18 protein-coding genes are annotated in these 19,825 nt (G+C 45.1%); 10 read left to right on the top strand and 8 right to left on the bottom strand.

Translation table 11 applies throughout. The features are described from left to right. The first annotated feature begins 151 nt into the window (after nt 1-151). Nucleotides 152-3,304 (top strand): inverse autotransporter beta domain-containing protein, encoded by a 3,153-nt coding sequence (locus tag PSI17_RS12865; RefSeq protein ID WP_273552350.1) that lies wholly within the window; start codon nt 152-154, stop codon nt 3,302-3,304. A 198-nt stretch (nt 3,305-3,502) separates the two neighbouring features. Here PSI17_RS12865 and PSI17_RS12860 read toward each other — a convergent pair whose 3' ends face one another. The 3 genes from PSI17_RS12860 to PSI17_RS12850 all read right to left on the bottom strand — a co-directional run bounded on the left by PSI17_RS12860 (nt 3,503) and on the right by PSI17_RS12850 (nt 5,542). Continuing rightward, on the bottom strand, nt 3,503-3,772 hold the full coding sequence (locus tag PSI17_RS12860) for a type II toxin-antitoxin system RelE/ParE family toxin (RefSeq protein WP_273552349.1): 270 nt from the start codon (nt 3,770-3,772) through the stop codon (nt 3,503-3,505). 2 nt (nt 3,773-3,774) lie between these two features. Then, nucleotides 3,775-4,032, bottom strand: a complete 258-nt coding sequence (locus PSI17_RS12855) for a type II toxin-antitoxin system RelB/DinJ family antitoxin (RefSeq protein ID WP_273552348.1) — start codon at nt 4,030-4,032, stop codon at nt 3,775-3,777. Between the two features lie 220 nt (nt 4,033-4,252). Next, nucleotides 4,253-5,542 (bottom strand): bifunctional O-acetylhomoserine aminocarboxypropyltransferase/cysteine synthase, encoded by a 1,290-nt coding sequence (locus PSI17_RS12850; RefSeq protein ID WP_273552347.1) that lies wholly within the window; start codon nt 5,540-5,542, stop codon nt 4,253-4,255. Nucleotides 5,543-5,851: 309 nt separating this feature from the next. Here PSI17_RS12850 and PSI17_RS12845 point away from each other — a divergent pair, with 309 nt between their 5' ends. Continuing rightward, entirely contained in the window at nt 5,852-6,430 is a 579-nt protein-coding gene (locus PSI17_RS12845; RefSeq protein WP_273552346.1) for an Ail/Lom family outer membrane beta-barrel protein, read from the top strand. A gap of 72 nt (nt 6,431-6,502) precedes the next feature. Here the strand turns inward: PSI17_RS12845 and PSI17_RS12840 are convergent, their stop codons facing one another. The 5 genes from PSI17_RS12840 to PSI17_RS12820 all read right to left on the bottom strand — a co-directional run bounded on the left by PSI17_RS12840 (nt 6,503) and on the right by PSI17_RS12820 (nt 10,733). Then, entirely contained in the window at nt 6,503-7,339 is an 837-nt protein-coding gene (locus PSI17_RS12840) for a Thoeris anti-defense Tad2 family protein (protein ID WP_273552345.1), read from the bottom strand. A gap of 380 nt (nt 7,340-7,719) precedes the next feature. Continuing rightward, nucleotides 7,720-8,505, bottom strand: a complete 786-nt coding sequence (locus PSI17_RS12835) for a Thoeris anti-defense Tad2 family protein (protein WP_273552344.1) — start codon at nt 8,503-8,505, stop codon at nt 7,720-7,722. A 409-nt stretch (nt 8,506-8,914) separates the two neighbouring features. Further along, nucleotides 8,915-9,739, bottom strand: a complete 825-nt coding sequence (locus PSI17_RS12830) for a Thoeris anti-defense Tad2 family protein (RefSeq protein WP_273552343.1) — start codon at nt 9,737-9,739, stop codon at nt 8,915-8,917. Nucleotides 9,740-10,155: 416 nt separating this feature from the next. Continuing rightward, entirely contained in the window at nt 10,156-10,488 is a 333-nt protein-coding gene (mazF, locus tag PSI17_RS12825) for an endoribonuclease MazF (RefSeq protein ID WP_273552342.1), read from the bottom strand. Then, complete coding sequence (locus tag PSI17_RS12820) at nt 10,488-10,733, bottom strand: AbrB/MazE/SpoVT family DNA-binding domain-containing protein (RefSeq protein ID WP_273552341.1); 246 nt, start codon at nt 10,731-10,733, stop codon at nt 10,488-10,490. Before PSI17_RS12820 ends, mazF begins: the two co-directional genes overlap by 1 nt. Before the next feature lie 465 nt (nt 10,734-11,198). On the opposite strand from PSI17_RS12820, the gene PSI17_RS12815 reads away from it, so the two are divergent. The 8 genes from PSI17_RS12815 to PSI17_RS12780 form a co-directional block, all read left to right on the top strand. Next, a complete protein-coding gene (locus PSI17_RS12815; RefSeq protein WP_273552340.1) occupies nt 11,199-11,987 on the top strand; it encodes an SDR family oxidoreductase in 789 nt (262 codons plus the stop codon). Nucleotides 11,988-12,025: 38 nt separating this feature from the next. Beyond that, complete coding sequence (locus PSI17_RS12810; RefSeq protein ID WP_273552339.1) at nt 12,026-13,270, top strand: styrene monooxygenase/indole monooxygenase family protein; 1,245 nt, start codon at nt 12,026-12,028, stop codon at nt 13,268-13,270. 15 nt (nt 13,271-13,285) lie between these two features. After that, nucleotides 13,286-13,840 carry a flavin reductase family protein gene (locus PSI17_RS12805; RefSeq protein WP_273552338.1) on the top strand — a complete coding sequence of 185 codons (555 nt, stop codon included), beginning with the start codon at nt 13,286-13,288 and terminating at the stop codon, nt 13,838-13,840. 21 nt (nt 13,841-13,861) lie between these two features. Continuing rightward, on the top strand, nt 13,862-14,647 hold the full coding sequence (locus PSI17_RS12800) for a cyclase family protein (RefSeq protein WP_273552337.1): 786 nt from the start codon (nt 13,862-13,864) through the stop codon (nt 14,645-14,647). A 20-nt stretch (nt 14,648-14,667) separates the two neighbouring features. Continuing rightward, on the top strand, nt 14,668-16,275 hold the full coding sequence (locus tag PSI17_RS12795; RefSeq protein WP_273552336.1) for a phytoene desaturase family protein: 1,608 nt from the start codon (nt 14,668-14,670) through the stop codon (nt 16,273-16,275). A gap of 61 nt (nt 16,276-16,336) precedes the next feature. Next, nucleotides 16,337-17,242, top strand: a complete 906-nt coding sequence (locus PSI17_RS12790; RefSeq protein WP_273552335.1) for a SphA family protein — start codon at nt 16,337-16,339, stop codon at nt 17,240-17,242. 225 nt (nt 17,243-17,467) lie between these two features. Then, nucleotides 17,468-19,198 (top strand): ABC-F family ATP-binding cassette domain-containing protein, encoded by a 1,731-nt coding sequence (locus PSI17_RS12785; RefSeq protein ID WP_273552334.1) that lies wholly within the window; start codon nt 17,468-17,470, stop codon nt 19,196-19,198. A 290-nt stretch (nt 19,199-19,488) separates the two neighbouring features. Next, a partial coding sequence (locus tag PSI17_RS12780) for a helix-turn-helix domain-containing protein (protein WP_273552333.1) occupies nt 19,489-19,825 on the top strand: 337 nt, incomplete at its 3' end.

Genomic DNA, 19,825 nt, shown 5'->3' with positions numbered 1-19,825 from the left:
TTGAAGTGATAACTTTTCCTTATCAGCCAATAACAATATTTCATTACGCATATTGTAAATAAGTCTCCTAATGTATCTTAAGTACACAAAAAGATTCATTTTTTATTCTTATTGCGTATTGGGACATCAAATATTCCATGAGGTACTATATATGAGTTCATATATTGGTAATAAGTTCATTCTATTTTTACCTTATATAGGTTCTCTGTTTTTGCCACTTATATCATTGAATGCATTGGCTATAGGTGAAAAAAATATTGAACATCAAACGCCGAAAGTGGCAAGTGAAAAACCATTAGATAATAGGGGAGATGAAACCGCCGGTTTCATTGCGCAAAATATTCAGACGGTGGCTCAGGCATTATCGTCTTCACCTTCGGAGCTGACTGAACAGGCTAAATACTACGCGACATCTTACGCACTAGGGAAACTCAATGGTGTCGTATCCAGTGAAACCCAGAAATGGCTATCCCAGTTCGGGACAGCCAAAATTAACTTTGCCCTCGACAGAAAAGGCAAGCTGGATAATGGTTCGCTGGATATGCTGCTCCCGCTCTACGACAATAAAACCGACTGGCTGGCTTTCTCCCAGTTTGGTTACCGCCATAAAGACAGCCGCCATACCCTGAACGTTGGCTTGGGCGGGCGTTATTTTACGCCCAGTTGGATGTATGGGTTAAATACCTTCTTTGACCATGATGTCACCGGCAAAAATCAGCGCCTCGGTATCGGGGCTGAAGTCTGGACCGATTACGTCAAACTCTCTGCTAACTCCTACTGGCGTCTGACTAAATGGCGTCAGTCACTGGAAAAGCAGGATTGGGAAGAGCGTCCGGCCAACGGTTATGATCTGACTGGGGAATTCTATTTACCTGTTTATCCGAATTTGGGCGGTAAATTAGGCTTTGAACAATACCTTGGTGATAACGTTGCATTGTTCAATCGTGACAGTAAACAAAAAAATCCCAGTTTGGGCAGGATTGGCCTGAATTATACGCCAGTTTCACTCCTCACAATGGGCGTGGATTACAAATATGGCGGCAGCCAGCACAGTGAAACCCTGTTTCAGGCCAACCTGAATTATCGGTTTGGTGTCCCTTTTGATGTGCAGCTCTCGCCGGATAGTGTGGCTTCCATGCGGACACTGGCAGGCAGCCGCTATGATTTAGTGGAAAGAAACAACCATATTGTGCTGGATCACCGGAAGAAGCCAGACGAACTGCAATTGATACTGCCACAAAGCACTATCATGGGCCATAGCCAGCAAAAATGGCCATCCCCAATTCCTGTGACGGCTAACCTCAAATCACGTGTTAAGCGCATCATCTGGCAGGCAGATGAATCATTTACCAAAAATGGCGGCAGTATTTCTGGCATTGGCGGTGATGAGATGATAGCGCTGGTATTACCTGTTTACGTGCCGGCCGGTCAGAATACCCATATGATCAACGTCATTGCGGAAGACAATAATGGTAAGCTAACCAAGCCGACTATTTTGAGTGTGGTCGTACAGCCTGTGGAGGTAAAACAGTTTAGTGCTGAAAAAGTTCCTTCCGCGGCTGATGGAGAGGAAAGTTATCATTTACTGGCCACGCTTGCGTATGGCGCAGCCGATACCGCTCTTATTCCCGATACGGAATTTGAGAAAGTCAAATGGTTTGTTGAACCGAAAAATGGCGACGTGAAAGACGTGAAAGTGGATTGGCAGGAAACCAGTAAAACCAATGCGCAAGGGCAATTGCAGGCGACAGTCAGCAGCTCCCAGCCGTTGAAAGATGTTCAAGTCTTTCTGGAAATGCCGGGAATGCCCAGAAAACATATTGGGGATATTGGCTTTAGTGGCCTGATTTCTGACTTTAACATTCAATCTATTAAGCCAATGGTAGAAGGGCCACTTCTTTTCAGAGATAGCGGTTATACCTTTATGGCAGAGGTAAAAAATGCGCAGGGTAATCCACTGCGAAACCAGAAAGTGGATATCAAGTGGTATTCGGAAACCCCGCATGATGGTATGAAGTGGTCGTCAGTGCAGGATACGACAAATAACGATGGACGATTGTTTGCGACCTTAACCAGTAACAAGCCGGTAGAAAATATTAAAGTCTGGGCATCAATGGATGGCGGTAAGACCATAACTTATGTTGATAAACCCGTAACTTTCGTGGGTGATATCAAGATTGGCGAGGTTATCGTGAAATCGCCTGATAAAGTGCTCAATGGCGACGGCAAACGGGCTTATATCTATATGGCTCAAGTGACGGATGCTGCCAGTGGTGATCCCATACCCCACCTGACCTTTAACCACGATAAGGTGATTTGGAGCGTTGCTAATCACGACAAGTTTGACTACGGAAAGTTGCAAAAAGAAGGTAAGCTGATTTTCGGCGACACAAGCCTGACCACGAATGATCAGGGGTACTTAACCACAACATTAAGCAGTTCTGTCGGTCTTAACAACGTTAAGACTAAGTTGGAGTTTTTGACAAAAGAGGGAAAACAGGAACAGATAGCCGACACTGCCGTGAATTTTGTGCCGGTAGATCAGCCTGTGGGGTTATATGTTTACAATGTCTCTGACTTTTCAGTCGATAAATTCTTCAATAGTCATGAGAATGGACCTTATAACCTTTTCGACAGTCTACTGGGAGAGCTGCGCATGGATGAAGATACGCCTCTTATTGAGGATTCCAGCATTGAAGAAGGCGATTATAAAATCGTTTCAGGCCAGGCAGTTAGTCAGTTTATTTCGTTTGGAGCTGATGGCAATGGCCTGATGACATTTCAGGCAAGTACTGTGCCGACACAAGTCAGGGCGACGGTGACTGACAAGCAGACTGGTGCAATGCGTGCTTACACTTATACAATAAAACCCTTGCGCTATTTTATGGTATATGAAGCAGGGGAGATACATGCGCAAACAGAGTCATGTGATCATCAGAAAAGGCGGACGGGTGATCCTAACAAGCCGTTTGATGGTTATTTGTCTACTCAATCAGTGAAGGTCACGGATTTATGGCCACTATCCTGGCAAGCGCCTAATGCAAATCCTGTCCACAATGTGAAATACGGTACCACTCTACTTGAAGAGTTTCCCAATATAATGGAGTGGGGCCTGATAGGGAATGCGAGGGGCACCCCTGAAATAGACCTAAAAGATGCGATATTGGTGTATGACGACAGGCAGTTCGGTACTAGCATACAGGACAGATATGTTGGGTTTAATGTTAATAGCCACGAGGTAGTTGCTAGAAAGGACGTTGATAAGCAAGTCGTCTGCTTGGCTGCATCTGATTATTTACTTTAATTTTTAATTAAAAAGCCATCAGTAAGATAAGTAATAAAAACACAGGTTCAACTTTATTGAGCCTGTGTTTTTTTATTCTCAAATAGCCATCATTTATTTATCGCGTGAAATCCTTGCCTTTGCCAGTTTTTCAGGAAAGTTTTCAAATACAAGGTGGAAGTTTGGTCCTACTTGTTTTAGGTAGAAAAATTGGTTTTTTTAACCAAATAGTTCAGAGTGACTACCAACACGATATAATTTCAATTCAATAGCGCTACGCTGATAAATTAACAATAAATCTGGTGCTCCATGACACTCCAAGTAGCCGATATAACTCCCCATCAAAAGGTGTTCTTTGTATTTGGGCGGTAATGGCTGACCTGTTTGTAAAAGTTCAATCGTTTCTAAAATTATTGACTGAGCTTTTTTGTTATTTGAATATTTTTTAGCGTCTTTTTTAAATCGGCTGGCATAAACAATGGCCAACATGGTTACCAGCCCAAATCTTTAGCTAACTCGTCTACGCTGTTTGCACGATGAATATTTTTCCCACTATCTAGTTCATGGATAGCTTGTAAGGTTTCGTGGTTTGGCTGAATTAATCCGTCAGGAATTTTGCCATCTGTCGCCAGTTTTTGAACAACTATGCGAATAACTGTAGATAAATCAAGACCAAGTGCTTTGGCGTTAGCCATAGCTGCCGCTTTTAATTCCGGTGACACTCTGGCTCGTACAATTGCACTATTCATTATATACCCCTATTTGATATTCAATTTATGTCTCTATCATTATATTGTGGCTACAATGTAGCCATAATGCAAGGTGATTTTTTAATCATAACATGCAAGTTGTGCTTGGGTGATCGTCAAAATACTGGCGAATAAACAAGGTGGGACCGGGATCCCACATGTTTTAATGGTCGTTATCGTCATATCCCTGCCTTTGGATTTTACGATTTCCACCATCTCTTTAGGCAGAGTGATGCGCCTTTGCGGCCTCCAGCGCTTGCGCGAGGTCGGCAATAATATCATCGCTATGCTCGATACCAATGGACAGGCGAATCAAATCACGTGAAACGCCCGCTTTTGCCAGTTCTGTATCATTTAACTGACGATGGGTGGTGGAGGCGGGATGACAGGCCAGTGATTTGGCATCCCCAATATTGACCAGCCGCACAATCAGTTGCAGGGCATCGATAAAACGGATACCGGCTTGTTCCCCGCCTTGAATGCCAAAAGAGAGAATCGACGCTGGTTTCCCCCCCAGATAACGGACAGCCAAATCGTATTCAGGATGGGTAGGCAATCCCGCATAATTAACCCAAGACACCTGAGGGTGTTTTTCCAGATATTGGGCAACCTTCAGCGCGTTTTCCGCATGGCGTTCCATGCGCAGCGCGAGAGTTTCCAGCCCCTGTAAGATCAAAAAGGCATTAAACGGCGACAAGGCGGCACCGGTACTGCGCAATGGCCCGACACGGCAGCGCGCGATAAAAGCCGCTGCCCCAAAATGTTCGCTATAAGTGATGCCGTGATACGAAGGGTCCGGCCTGTTTAAAATTGCAAAGCGTTCCTGATGCGCCGTCCAGGGGAATTTGCCTGAATCGACAATGATCCCGCCAATCGAGGTGCCATGCCCGCCAATATATTTGGTCAGGGAATGAATAATAATATCGGCGCCATGTTCAAATGGACGGCATAAATAGGGCGTTGCGACGGTATTATCCACAATCAGCGGAATGCCGTGCCGATGGGCAATCTCAGCCAGCGCTTGGATATCGACGATATTCCCGCTGGGGTTCGTGATGGATTCGCAATAGACAGCTTTGGTTTTCTGGTCGATCAGGGCGTCAACGGCAGCGAGATTGTCATGATCAACAAAACGGGTTTCAATCCCCAGTGTGGGGAAACTGTGCGCCATCAGGTTATAGGTTCCGCCATACAGTTTTGCCACGGAGACAATATTATCCCCGACAGCCGCAATGGTTTGTATCGCGTAGGTGATCGCCGCCATACCCGAAGCCACGGCCAGTGCGCCAATACCGCCTTCCAAGGCGGTGAGGCGTTTTTCTAATACCGCATTGGTTGGGTTCATGATGCGGGAATAAATATTACCTTCCACTTTTAAATCAAACAGGTCAGCACCATGCTGGGAATCATCGAAAGCGTAAGAGGTGGTCTGGTAAATAGGGACAGCCACGGCTTTGGTGGTGGGATCGGGTGAATAACCTGCGTGGATAGATAAAGTTTCTAATTTCATTGTCATTTCCTTTAGATAAGTAAATGGTACTGATCTATTTCAAGTTACATTTATTATCTTCCCGCATCGTGGTGAGATAATAAACTGCAAAAAATAGCGATAGATATCAATTAATAATCCAATCTGACTCACATTTACTGCATTTTATCCGCTTGCCTGACAGAAACTATCTATACTTTAAGCGGTTAAATAGCGTTTCAAAATGATAGGCGTAAATCTTGTCCCGCGCGACGCGCGGAACAAGATTGCAAGTTCTCACTATTATGAAAACTGATTTAAAACATTGAATAAACATAAAGGTAATTATTAATGATGATAAAAAAAGCGTTGCTTGCCACTTTGGCTATATCCAGTTTTATGTGGGGTTCAGTCGTTTATGCAGATTCGCAGACGGTTGCTGTCGGTTATGCACAAAGTAAAGTGCAGGAATTTAAAAATATCCGCGGGGTTAATCTTCACTACCGGTATGAATGGGATTCTCCGCTCACGATGATTGGTTCATTCACTTATATGAAGGGTGATAAAGAGGGGGGTGACCGCGTAAATAACGCATCCTGGCAGTCCAAGGCGGATGCAAAATATTATTCATTGCTGGTTGGCCCGGCCTATCGAATTGACTCTCAAGTGAGTGTCTATGCCTTATTGGGATTTTCTCATACAAAAATTGACGTCACCGAGAATGAGTACACAGAAATAAATGGCAAAAGAATGCATTCATTATGGAATATCAATAAAAAAGCGACCAATATTGCCTATGGTGCCGGCGTAGAATTTAACCCCATTCGAAACTTAAGCCTTTATGCCGGCTATGAAGGTTCCGCCGCGAAATTCAACGGCAAAAGTCATGGCATTAATGGGTTTAATGTTGGGGTCGGGTATCATTTTTAAAGTTTATTATTTTGTTATGAGAAAGGCCACGCAGGGGCGTGGCCTTGGATATAGGGTGTAAATTTGGAATCATTATTTCCAGGTGAAGGTAAAATGAAGTGTCTTGCCTACATTTTGTTGTAACAGTAAGCCTAATTTTTTGGCATCGGTGTTATCATAATAGCTTACGCTGAATTCGTATTGGCTGCTCGTCGGATTTCGATAACCACCGTCACCTGTAGTACCACCAAGATGATACGCGGTACCATCAACAGTGACAGTGAGATCTTTTTTAAACAACTCTACTATTTTCTTATAACGACCTATAATTGGAGCTTTTCCAGAAAGAATGATATCAAGGCTACTACGATCTTCCATTGAGAATTGAGTCCATGTAAAATCGGTAATTTTCTCAATTTCTGTTCCATTTTGGAAGTTAACCAAAGTGCCGAAAGGATTAATAGGGCCTCCACTTCTATTACCATATATTGAATATCCCCAATACCATGGAGTTATATTAGGTGGCGCCTCGGGTGACTTATCACGTGGATCTGGTCCGTTTTCTTCTACCCCTACAACAAGATCAAAAGATAGCACGTAACCTTCTGGTTCTGACTCCGGCAATTTCCAGTCACAAGCCAGCATATCTTCTTCTGTTGGTATCCAGGAAAAACCATAGCCATCTTTATTACTCTTCTCAAGATAAGGTTCTTCACCTTTTTTATCAATAGACATCTGTCCGTAGGCAAGCTGTATATGTTCTTTAGCAAAATCCCAGCCACTACGATATACCTGTTTTCCTAAACACACCAGACTCAATGCCCAAGCGAAAGAACCTTCTGGTACGGTTATATTACCATTATCATAATTAATATTATAAAGTTCAGGTTTTAATGGACATTTAAGGTCAGCGTTATTAATTTCAGACATAAATTCCTCACTTATTATGGATTAAAGTTCAGGGGGATTTCATCTTACTGGTAAACCGCCAGATAATATTACTTAATCTGGTTTTTTATTTCAACAATATAAGATGTAAAAGCCATTAATACAGGGTAATATCGGGGTTTTTATTATAAAATCTGTCTGTTTTCTGCAATGGCTATCCGTTAAGGAGTAAATGCGAACTTTATATCTGCAATTTTTAGGTAATTATATTAATTTGTTATTTTTTGATTAATGTTTTTTACACGTGTGACTATAAGGGTAAGATATGATCAATAATAGGCGCTATTGGAAGTCATTGCAGTGATAAATATAAAAAAGCCACACCGAAGTGTGGCCTTAAATTCAGGGTGTGGATTTTTGTATTATTTCCAGTTGAAGTTGAAATGAAGTTTATTATTTAAGTTTTGTTGCAACAAAGCGCCTAATTTTTTTGCATCGTCGTTATTATAGCTTCCGGCGAATTCGTATTGTCCTTTGGCGAATATATCAACATCCTCGCTGCCACCGAGATGATAAGCGACATCACTCACAGTGACAGTGAGTTCTTTTTTAAATAATTCTACCATTTTCTGATAACTTTCTTGATTTGGAGGGTTTCCAGAAGAGACTCTCAAATTGATTTCTGGACTGTCACTATTCCATGCGAAATATAAAAGTTTCGTAATTTCTGTTTTATTTTGCAGGCTAGTCAAAGTACCGAAAGGGCCTTCATGATCAGAGCCAAATTCAAGTTCATAGTCAGCAAGATATCCCCAGTTTTGGTCAGAAGCAGAAAAGTTGCCAATTCCCACCTTAAGATCAAAAGACAGCATGTAATTATCTGACGTTGGCTCTGTTTCTGACCCTGACTCCAACGACTTCCAATCACAAGCCAGCATATCTTCTTGTATTGGCTGCCAATGTGTTGTGTCGTTTTGTTTGCGCTTTTCGATATAAGGCAGGTCATCAGGCAAGCCGGCAAGACGGATATACTCTACAGAAGAGTCCCAATTACTACGGGACACTTTCTTTCCTAAGTACACCTGAATCATTGCCCAAGGATATGATCCGACCGGTGCAACTGTATCATTGACCTTAACTTTATATTGATCTGGATCTAATAGACACTTTAAGTCAGTATTATTTTCGGGCTTATTAACTTCAGACATAAATTCCTCACTTATTATGGAGTAAAGTTCAGGGAGATTTCATCTTACTGCTAAACCGCCAGATAATATTACTTGGGCTGGTTTTTTATTTCAACAATATAAGAGATAAAAGCCATTAATACAGGTTAAGATCGGGGGTTTTATTATAAATCCTGTCTATTTTCTGTAATGGTTATCCATTAAGGAGTAAATGCGAATTTTATATCTGTAATTTTTAGGTAATTATCTCTATTTGTGATTTATTATTTGGTGGTTAATTATTTTGATAGGCGTAGCTATAGTCAATAAAAATTAGGGGATCAATAAACTTAATGTTGTGGCGAATTATCGTCATTAAATAATAATTTTGTTATGGGAAAGGCCACGCTGGGGGGCGTGGCCTTGAATACAGGGGGTAAATTTGGAATCATTATTTCCAGGTGAAGGTAAAATGAAGTGTATTGCCTACGTTTTGTTGTAACAGTAAGCCTAATTTTTTGGCATCGGTGTTATCATACGATGTTTCGAGTTCGTATTGGTTCGTCGGGCCAGCTAGATAACCACCGTTACCTGTAGTGCCACCAAGATGATAAGCTACACTATCAACAGTGACAGTGAGATCTTTTTTAAATAATTCTACCATTTTCTGATAACCATCTAGAATTGGAGTGTCACCAGAAGTGACATTGATGAAAAGTGAGCCAAACCCAGGAGGAACTCCAATATACTCAGACCATACGAAATATGAAATCCCTCCAATTTCTTCTGTTTCGTTTTGGAAGTTAGTCAAAATACCGAAAGGTTTCGCAGAGATACCTTCATGATTATATCCCCAGTATGATGGAATAGTCTTCGCGTTAGGTAGGGGTGGTGGTTGTACGTCATCTCCTACTTTAATATCAAAAGACAACATATAATTATCGGGCTTTGGTTTCGGTTCTGACTGCAACAAGTTCCAATCACAAGCCATCAAATCTTCTGGTGATGGCTGCCAAGGAAGCCAAATGCCATGTTTATCGCTCTTTTCGATATGAACAAAGTCATTATTTTCCTCTTTAGAAGCCAAGCGCATATATTCATTAGGGGTATCCCAATCATTACGATGCAACTCATTTCCCAGATATGCTTGAATGATTGCCCACGGACAGGAACCGACGGGTGCAGTGACAGTATCAATTTTAATCTGGTACTGATCGGGGTTAATCTGACATTTATTCTCGGAGTTCTCATTTTCGGGCTTATTAATTTCAGACATAAATTCCTCACTTATTATCGATTAAATTTCAAGGGGATTTAATCTTACTGCTAAACCACCAGATAATATTACTTAGTCTGGTTTTTATTTCAACAATATAAGAGATGAAAGCCATTAATACAGGCTAAGATCGGGGTTTTTATTACAAAATCTGTCTATTTTCTGTAATGGCTATCCGTTAAGGAGTAAATGCGAATTTTATATCTGTAACTTTTAGGTAATTATCTCTATTTGTGATTTCTTATTTTTGGGTTAATTATTTTGATGGGCGTAGCTATAGTCAATAAATATTAGGGGATCAATAAATTTAATGTTGTGGTGGGTTATAGTGTTTAAATAATATTTTTGTTAAGTGTGATTGTAAAGGAAAAGACCACTCTGGGGGCGTGGCCTTGAATGCAGGATGTAGTGTCCTGTTATCCGATAAGCGCTTTGGCTTTAGCCTTTATATCCTCCAGCTCTGAAGAATTAACATGACCTTTCTTTGTTACTTTTCTGGCTCGCCAATCAACACATGTCACCTGATCAGCTAAGGTAATACTGTCACGACTTCCTGATAATTCAACTTCAAAAGGATAATCTTTCGCCTTCGTTGTGCAAGGAACACAGAGAAGTAATCCCACTTTATTGTTATAGGCAAATGGACTCAATACTACTGCGGGGCGATGGCCTCCCTGCTCGTGTCCAGCCACAGGATCAAAGTCAATCCAAATAATATCGCCAGAATCAGGCACAAAACGAGAAACCATCAGATCAATTCCTTACCCACTGGAGGACCAAAATCCATTTTTTCATGAATATTTTCGGGTGTAATCCCAGATAATAGCGCATCGAGAGAGTATTCTTTCGCCTTGACCGGAATAATGATAATTCGACCATCTTCGACAGAAATATCAACCGTATCATCAACATTTAGTGAGGCGGCTTGCATAATAGCGACCGGAAGACGTACAGAAGGGCTGTTACCCCATTTTTTCACGACGACTTTTGGCATGTTTAAATCCTCGAAGTATCAACAATGATGATACTTTATCAGTGATTATTTTAAGTGTCAACTTTGTTGATACTGCATTTGCGAACCTTATTTTAATGTTTCTTTGATCGCTTTAATCGTACCACCCACCAAACCGAAATTGCGCATGCCGGCATCTTCCAGCATACGCGAGTGTGACACAGAGAAAATAAATCAATGCCCTGCAATAGCTCAGAAAGAGATTTCCTGCCTCTGGCAATTCTACCTAAGTTTCACAAAGTCGCGCTTTTTGTTTCGGTGTCGTAGCAGGGCTTCCTATTATCCGGGCGGATGTATTAAGGAATATATTGATATCTGCACTCAGTGGATATTTTCTGCGTATAGCGGCTATTTGAATTTCCATATTCCACGTAATTATACCCCTTCATAATTTGTTATTTGTTGATTAATCACTCTGGTGGACATATGACAAAAAGGGGAACCCTTATGCAGGGCTTAAATAATAAAGTCGCGATTGTCACGGGTGGCGCGACCAAAATTGGTGCCACCGTTGCCAAGATATTGAGTGAATATGGAGTGAAGGTCGCCATTTTCGATATTGATCAGGAAGGGGGGAAAAAAGCCGCCTGCCTGCAACCGGAATCGATCCGCTTCTGGCCGGTTGATATTACGGATGATAAACAGCTTTCACAGGGAATACAGGAAGTTGCTGATTATTATGGTCGCCTGGACTTCCTTGTCAACCTTGCCGCCACGTATTTGGATGATGGTGCCGATTCTGGCCGTGAAACATGGCTGACCGCGTTAAATATCAATGTGATCAGTGCTGTTCAGGCCGCCCAGTTTGCCCGGCCTTATCTGATTGCAGCGGGAGGCGGTGCCATCGTTAATTTTACCAGCATCTCCTCCACTATTGCCCAGACCGGCCGTTGGTTATACCCCGCTTCAAAAGCCACGTTATTGCAAATTACCCGCAGTATGGCGATGGATTATGCCGCTGACCATATTCGCGTTAATTCCGTTTCACCGGGGTGGACTTGGTCACGGGTCATGGATGAGCTGACGCACGGGGATCGGCAGAAAACCGATCAGGTTGCCGCTGATTATCACCTGCTTGGTCGTGTCGGCGATCCCGAAGAAATCGCGCAAGTCGTGGCCTTTCTCTTATCTGATTTAGCCAGTTTTGTCACTGGGGCGGATTATGCCGTTGATGGAGGCTATTCAGCAATGGGGCCAGAACAGGCCAAACCCGCCATTCCGCGTTTGACGGAATAAGCATACTGAAAGCAGTCGCACCAAAAGAGGAAAATACTATGCGTCGTATCGCTATCGTTGGAGGCGGCCAAGCTGGACTGCCTCTGGCCCTTGGCTTGCTTGACAAGGGCTATCAAGTCACAGTGGTCACCAACCGTACGCCCGATGATATTCGTCATGGCCGGGTGATGTCGAGCCAATGTATGTTCGATGCTTCTCTGCAATTTGAACGTGATTTGGGATTGAATCAATGGGAAACCCAATGCCCGCCCGTTGAAGGCATCGGTTTTACTGTTCCCCATCCTGAAATTCCCCATGACAAGGCGATCGAGTGGAGTGCCCGGCTCGACAAATATGCGCAAGCTGTCGATCAACGCCTTAAGATGCCATTTTGGCTGGAGCTGTTTGCTTCCCGTGGCGGTCATCTGGAAATGAGCGACGTGGGTGTGGCCGAACTGGAACGCTTGGCGGCCAGCCATGAACTGGTTATTTTGGCGGGAGGAAAAGGGGAAATTGTGAAATTGCTGGAACGCGATGCTTCACGCTCTCCCTATGATAAACCTCGGCGCGCATTGGCATTGACCTATGTGAATGGGATGTTGCCAACGCCGGAATATTCCCGTGTTTCGTTTAATCTGATCCCGGGCGTGGGGGAATATTTTGTTTTTCCTGCCCTGACCCTGAATGGTTCCTGCGACATCATGGTATTTGAAGGTATTCCGGGTGGCGCAATGGATGGCTGGCAAGAGGCCAGAACACCGCAGGAACATCTGGCCTATAGCAAGCATATCCTCAATACTTTCCTGCCGTGGGAGTCGGAACGTTGTCATCAGGTTGAGCTGACCGATGAAAATGGCATTCTGGCGGGCTGTTTTGCGCCGACAGTACGTAAGCCTGTGCTGACACTGCCTTCCGGCCGGCAGGTTTTTGGACTGGGGGATGCGGTGGTCACCAATGATCCGCTGACGGGGCAAGGCTCGAATAATGCCACCAAAGCCTGCAAAGTCTATTACGAGTCTATTCTTGCCCGTGGTGACAAACCTTTTACCGCCGAGTGGATGAATGACACATTCGAACAGTTCTGGAAATATGGTCATTACGTTGTGGAATGGACCAACAGCCTGCTGGTTCCGCCAGCACCACACATTCTGGAGTTATTAGGCGCAGCCCAACGCTTGCCGGCGCTTGCCAGCACCATTGCCAATGCTTTCAACCACCCTCCGGTGCTGTTCCCGTGGTGGGAAGACGCCCATGCCTGTGAAGAATATATCCATTCACAGCTCATTGAAGAAATTCGGGCATAAACGGGGAAAATAAACATGAGCATAAATACCCTGGACATCAATGATCCGATGCCGCTGTTTGAGAGTGAATGGGGCGCGACCGAGTTTGAAACGAGGGCGCTGCGCACGCTGTTGGGAAAGTATCCGACAGGCGTTGCCATTGTTGCCACCCGTACCGCTGACGGGCGTAATGTGGGGCTGACCATAAATTCATTTGCGTCACTTTCGCTGGAGCCGCCTTTGGTGCTCTGGAGTCTGGTCAACCACTCACCTAATTTGTCGGTGTTCCGTGATTGTGAATATTTCACCATCAGTATCCTTGCCCATGACCATCAGGAACTGGCCCTGCATTTCGCCAGCGCGCGGGTGGAAAATAAATTTCGGGGGATTGCGGTGCAGGAAACGCCGGAAGGTATCCCTTCGATTGGCGGCGCGATAGCGACACTGGTGTGCGCCAATCACCAGCAAACGCACCTTGGTGATCACTTGCTGGTGATTGGTCAAGTCAAGCGTATTGCCAGCATCGAAGGCAAGCCACTGGTTTTTCATGGCGGCATGTTTACCGGACTGCATGATGTTCATGAAATATAAACAACTCTCAGGAGAACATGCATGAAAAGTCCGTTGAGTGCCTTGGTCGCCGCGTTAAATCAGGGCAGTGTAAATATCATCGACCTGACGCAAACATTAACCCCCGATTTTCCGGCCTTGCAGTTGCCTGAACAATTTGGGCAAGTCTGGTCATTCAGCATGGAACGCATTTCTCACTATGACGAAAATGGCCCCGGCTGGTATTGGAACAATTTTAGCTGTGGCGAGCATACCGGCACGCATTTTGATGCGCCGGTACACTGGATCAGCGGTAAAGATCATGCTGATAACACCGTCGATACCATTCCCTTGTCTAATTTTGTCGCCCCCGCCGTGGTGGTGGATGCCAGTTTACAGGTAGCACAAGATCCAGACTGGATATTGACGGTGGCGTTTTTACAGTCTTGGGAGAAACAGCATGGACACATTCCTGCCGGCGCATGGCTGCTGCTCAGGACCGATTGGTCGAAACGGGCGGACGATCCGGTTCGCTTCCTTAATGTCCGTGATGATGGTGCCCACACGCCGGGGCCAAGCCAAGCCGCAGTTGAGTGGTTGATCCATGAGCGGGATATTCGCGGGTTCGGTGTCGAAACCATTAATACCGATGCCGGTCAATCTTACGCGTGGCCAGTGGCTTATCCCTGCCATACGCTGATGCACGGCGCGAATAAATATGGCTTGCAGTGTTTGAAAAACCTCGATCTGTTGCCATCCACAGGGGCCGTCATTATGGCGGCACCCCTCAAGATTGGCGGCGGTTCGGGAAGCCCGCTGCGTGTGCTGGCACTCGTTGAGTCGAGTTAAATCTTTTTGGGAGTGACACCATGACAGCGAAAAAACCACAAGTGATCATTGTCGGCAGTGGCATAAACTCACTGGTCTGTGCAGCCCTGTTGGCGAGATGGGGGAAATCCGTCTTGGTACTGGAACGTAATGCGGTACTTGGCGGTTGTATTCGCACGGAAGCACTTTTCCCCGGTTACACCCATGATGTGCTCTCTTGCTGGTATCCGCTGTTTTTGGGCAGCCCGGCTTATCAAGAACTCAAGCCGGCGTTGGAAAAGGCGGGGGTGGAATTCCTGCAAAGCGATTATTCAACCGGATTGGTACAACCCAATGGCAAGGGCATTGCCTTAACGCGGGATATGTTGGCCTCTTCCTTGCGGCTTGATGAAGTGGCGGCAGGCGAAAATGATGGAGAGGCATTGATGCGTATGGCCCAGCAGATCCTGCATGATGATGCTGCGCTGATCTTTGGCTTATTGGGGCAAAATCCTTATGGTTTCGGCATACTCAAACTCCTGTTTTCTGCATGGCGTAAGCGCGGTATTGATGGATTGACTGCGTTTGCCGGCCGTTCGCTGGAAACTTTCCGCCGCTGGGCGGAACGCGAATTACAGTCTGATTTCAGCCGTGCCCTGTTGGCGCCGTGGGTACTGCATACGGGATTAGGGCCGGATGACGCCAGTTCCGCCCTGATAGGCAAGCTCACTTTTGCGGCCGTGGTTGCAGGGGGAATGCCCGTGGTAAAAGGCGGCAGTATCCGCCTTGTCGAAGCGCTGAAAGGGATCATTGAGCAACACGGCGGTCAGCTTATCACGGATGCCCACGTTGACCGCATCATCACACACCAACGGGGAAAAAAGCGCCACGCTTCTGGTGTACTCGTGGCGGGGCAGATTTATCATGCCAGTGAAGCGGTGGTGTGCAATGTGACTCCCCAACAACTTTATGGTCACTTGCTGGATAACGTTCCCGATGCTGTCCGGCAACAGGCGCAGAACTATCGTTACGGGCGCGGGGGAATGCAGGTGCATTTTGCCTTGAACCGCCCGCCGCCGTGGTGTGAGCCTGAATTGCGCCATGTGCCGCTTATCCATGTAACGGAGAGCATGGAGCAAGTCTGTCTGTCCGTGACGCAAGCCAACAACGGCTACCTGCCGAGCCATCCGACACTGGCAATCGGGCAGCCAACCGCGCTTGATCCTTCCCGTGCCCCGGAAGGCGGTTGGATCTTGTGGGTGCAGATGCAGGAATTGCCGACCCATCTGAAAGGTGATGCTTTGGGTGAGATCCCGATCCCCGCCGATGGCAAATGGAATAACGCCGTGCGTGAAGCGGTTGCGGATCGGGTTCAGGCGCGTCTGGAAACGGTAATGTCCGGTTTTTCTTCCTCAATTGTTGGCCGAAAAGCCTATTCTCCGGCGGATTTGCAGGCATTGAACAGTAACTTGTCAGGGGGAGATCCCTACTCAGGCATTTGCTCACCGGATCAATTTTTCTGGCTACGTCCGTTTGCCGCTTCACAAGGGGCAAAGGGGCATCAGACCCCTGTCAGTAATGTGTTTCATATCGGGGCTTCAACCCACCCAGGCCCCGGCTTAAGTGGCACTTCCGGCTATCTTGTTGCCCGCCGGCTGGCGCGGCGCTGACCAAATTAGCCAATCATTTCAACATGTATCGATTCATCTCTGATAGAGAGAGGAGCAGTTTATGACGTTAAAATTCAGACAATACGTTTATGCAGCCATTTTATCACTGCCCGGTTTTTTAGCGATGTTATGTGCGCCGGCGATGGCGACAGAAGGGGGAGTCGGAGCCTATCCTGATGGCTTGGACAATTACTTGTCCGGTGTGTTACCCCCGGCGGGTGTTCATGCCCTGTTTTATGGTGGCAATATTCGCTATAACAAACTCAAGGGTGGTAACGGCAATGTGATCCCCGTGCCGGGTTTTAAAGTCAACGTCAACGTCCTTGCACCCCGTCTGGTTTGGGTCACGGAGACGTCGGTTTTGGGCGGCCAGTTGGCTTATCATGCGATCGTGCCGTTATTGGATATCACCGCTGATGCGGCCGGCAAACGCAACAACAGCAAAGGGATAGGGGACATCACCTTTGGCCCGGCGCTGGGTTACCATCCCACCCCTGATTTGGCCTATGTTGTTGGCTTGAATGCCAACGCGCCGACCGGCCACTATGATCGCAAGGATCTTTCCAGCCCCGGGAAAAATTATTGGACCGCCCAACCTGTCTGGGCACTCAGCTATTTCCCTGCCTACGGCATCAATGCAGATTTAAAAGTGATGTATGACGTCAACTTCCGCAACAGAGCTACCCAAACGAAGTCCGGTCAGGCACTGCATACGGATTATGCGCTGGGATGGGGATTCGGCAACGGTTTGGTGGTGGGCGTTGGCGGCTATATCTTCCAGCAGGTCACGAATGATCATGGTGCCAATTCCGCCAGCGGTAAAGCCAGCGCGGTGGGTTTCGGCCCCTCTGTTCGCTATGCCAATGATAAAGGCTGGCTGGTGACCTTGAAATGGCAAAAAGACTTTGCCGTCTATAATCGCCCATCGGGTTCACAAATTTTCTTTAAAGCGGCAATTCCATTTTGAGGGTATACCGATAAAAAGACGCTGCTCATCAATATGAGTAGCGTTTATTTTTATCACTTAATTAATCCAGTAAATAATAACATTAAGACACAGTAAAACTTTATTGTGATACCTGAATTTATTATGGCAATAACTTGACTTGATTTTTCTTTGTCTATATAAGTTTTGACCTGAAATAATCATCTTTTTGAGATTAATAAAGGTCTTACGATGGGGGCATAATCAATGTCAACGCTGATTCAGTGTAAAAAAGTTAACTTTAGTATTAATGCCAAGCCATTATTTCATAATTTGTCCATAACGATTAAAGAGAACGACAAAATTGCTTTGGTCGGTTACAACGGCACGGGGAAAACCCATCTACTTAAGCTATTGGCGGGAATTGAAAAGCCGGATGATGGGATCATTGAATATGCCAATGGCCTGAGACTGGAGATGGTTTCTCAGTTTATTGACGACGCATGGCTTGAAATGACGTTGCTTGGTGCCATTTCGCAAAAAGTGAAGCAAATTGATGAATATGGCACTTATAAAGCCGTATCCATGCTTTATGATTTTGGCTTTCAGGATACTGACTTTACGACTAAAGTTGCAGATCTCAGCGGCGGGCAAAAGACCAAATTAATGTTTGCCATGAGTGCGGTCGTGGAACCCGATATTATTTTATTTGACGAACCCAGTAACCATTTGGACGCCAATACCCTGAAATTCTTTGAGGATTTCTTTAATAACAACCTAAAGAGTGCTTTTATTATCGTTTCCCACGACCGAAACTTTCTGGATAACGTGACCAACCAGACGGTTTTCCTGCGTGACCAACAATTGACGACTTTTTCCCTGCCCTTCAGTCAGGCATTAGTTGCCTTGCAAGAAAAAGATGAAGCGGATGCTTTACGTTTGCAAGCAGAAGAAAAGAATATTCGGCGTATACAGGAAAGTGCCAAGCGTTTGGCATTGTGGGGAAAAATCTACGATAACGAAAAACTGGCCAGAAAAGCCAAATCGATGGAGAAACGGGCGGAAAAACTCGAAAAGGGTAAGACCAAAATCACTGAAGGGGAAACTTATCGGTTATCGTTGGATGCCGATACGGTCAAATCGAAAAATATGCTGCAAATTGGGGAAAAATGGATTGGTTATCAACAAAATGAGCAATTTAATCCTTTATTTTCAATGAATGGCCTGTCTATCCGGCCAGGCGATAGAATTGCTCTGTTAGGTGATAATGGCGTGGGAAAATCGACGCTAATTTATACTCTGGTTGAAGCTTATGGCAAGGCCGGAAATATCACCTTCTCCCCGCAATGTAATATGGGTTATCTCGATCAGGAACTGGAGAAAATCCCGCTCAACGAATCGATCTTCGATGCTGTCAGAAATAACACGCCGAATATCGATGACATCGCCTGTAAACAGCAATTGATTTCGGCAGGATTTAACTATGCGGATTTAAATAAATTAGTAGGGCGATTAAGTGGTGGCGAGCGTTCCCGATTAATGTTTTTGATCTTGAAATTAAATAAACACAATTTCCTGATCCTTGATGAACCTACAAACCATTTGGATATTTTTGGCAAAATGGAATTGGAGAGTGAATTGATTAATCACGAGATGACAATATTAATCACTTCGCATGATCGGGCGTTTATTGATAACGTCGCCAATCGTTTTTGGCTGATTAAAAATGGCAAGCTGGAAGAAATCACCTCCAGTGACGGGTATTATCAGTTCCTTAATCAAAAAGTGATCCCGAATCAAAAAGAAATCGCCAAGGTTCAGGAACGTACTGTTGATAAAGCGGAAATATGCGTGGATGAGGAAGCGATCCTGCAACGTATTGTGATCCTGGAGCAAAATCTGGCGGAAGATTTGGCCAGAAAACCGAAACATCAAAAGCCAAAAAATCAGGAAAGTTGGAAAAAGGAAATCGAGCAACTTTATGCCATGCTGGGGTGATTGAGCATCTCTGTTGTGTATTAGCCACCCCTCGATCTGATACTGTTGCTGATATGAGCGAAACTTAATCTGGCAGCCTGCTTTGTGCCCAGACTGTGTAAAAACCCTTGATCACCTTTTAGCCTAAGTGCGATGTACTTATGAACAATTGGTCTTAGCTACCGATCCAATTTCAAAGCAAAATCCAGTATTATCAGATTGGTAAGCATCATCATGGAGATTCTAGTGGTACATCCTGTATTTGACTGCTATGTTAAATGTGCTTGAAGGCCGTCGGATTTTATGATTAATTGGCACACCGTTTAACTGACCATTCGATAGCCCTTTTTATGTGGAAAGCACCCGCAGTCAACTTAACTCCCCAACAACAACACGCACTCGAACACATCGTCAAGTCCCGAACCAGTCGCAGTGATCACCGCCAACGGGCACAGCTGATTTTACTTTTTGCCTCTGGTGTCTCCAATAACCGGGCGGCAAAGCAAGTCGGATTGGGCAGTAAGCAGGCGGGATGCTGGAGAAAACGCTGGCTGGCGAATCAAGACAGGCTGAGTGCCATCGAATCCACGGAAAACCCCCACTTACATAGCCTGACAAAACCTCTTGAAGCCTTGTTCAGCGATTTGC

Origin of the sequence: Xenorhabdus sp. IM139775, assembly GCF_028598745.1 — a bacterium.
Classification (GTDB): domain Bacteria; phylum Pseudomonadota; class Gammaproteobacteria; order Enterobacterales; family Enterobacteriaceae; genus Xenorhabdus.
This window is presented reverse-complemented; position numbering and strand designations above follow the sequence as displayed.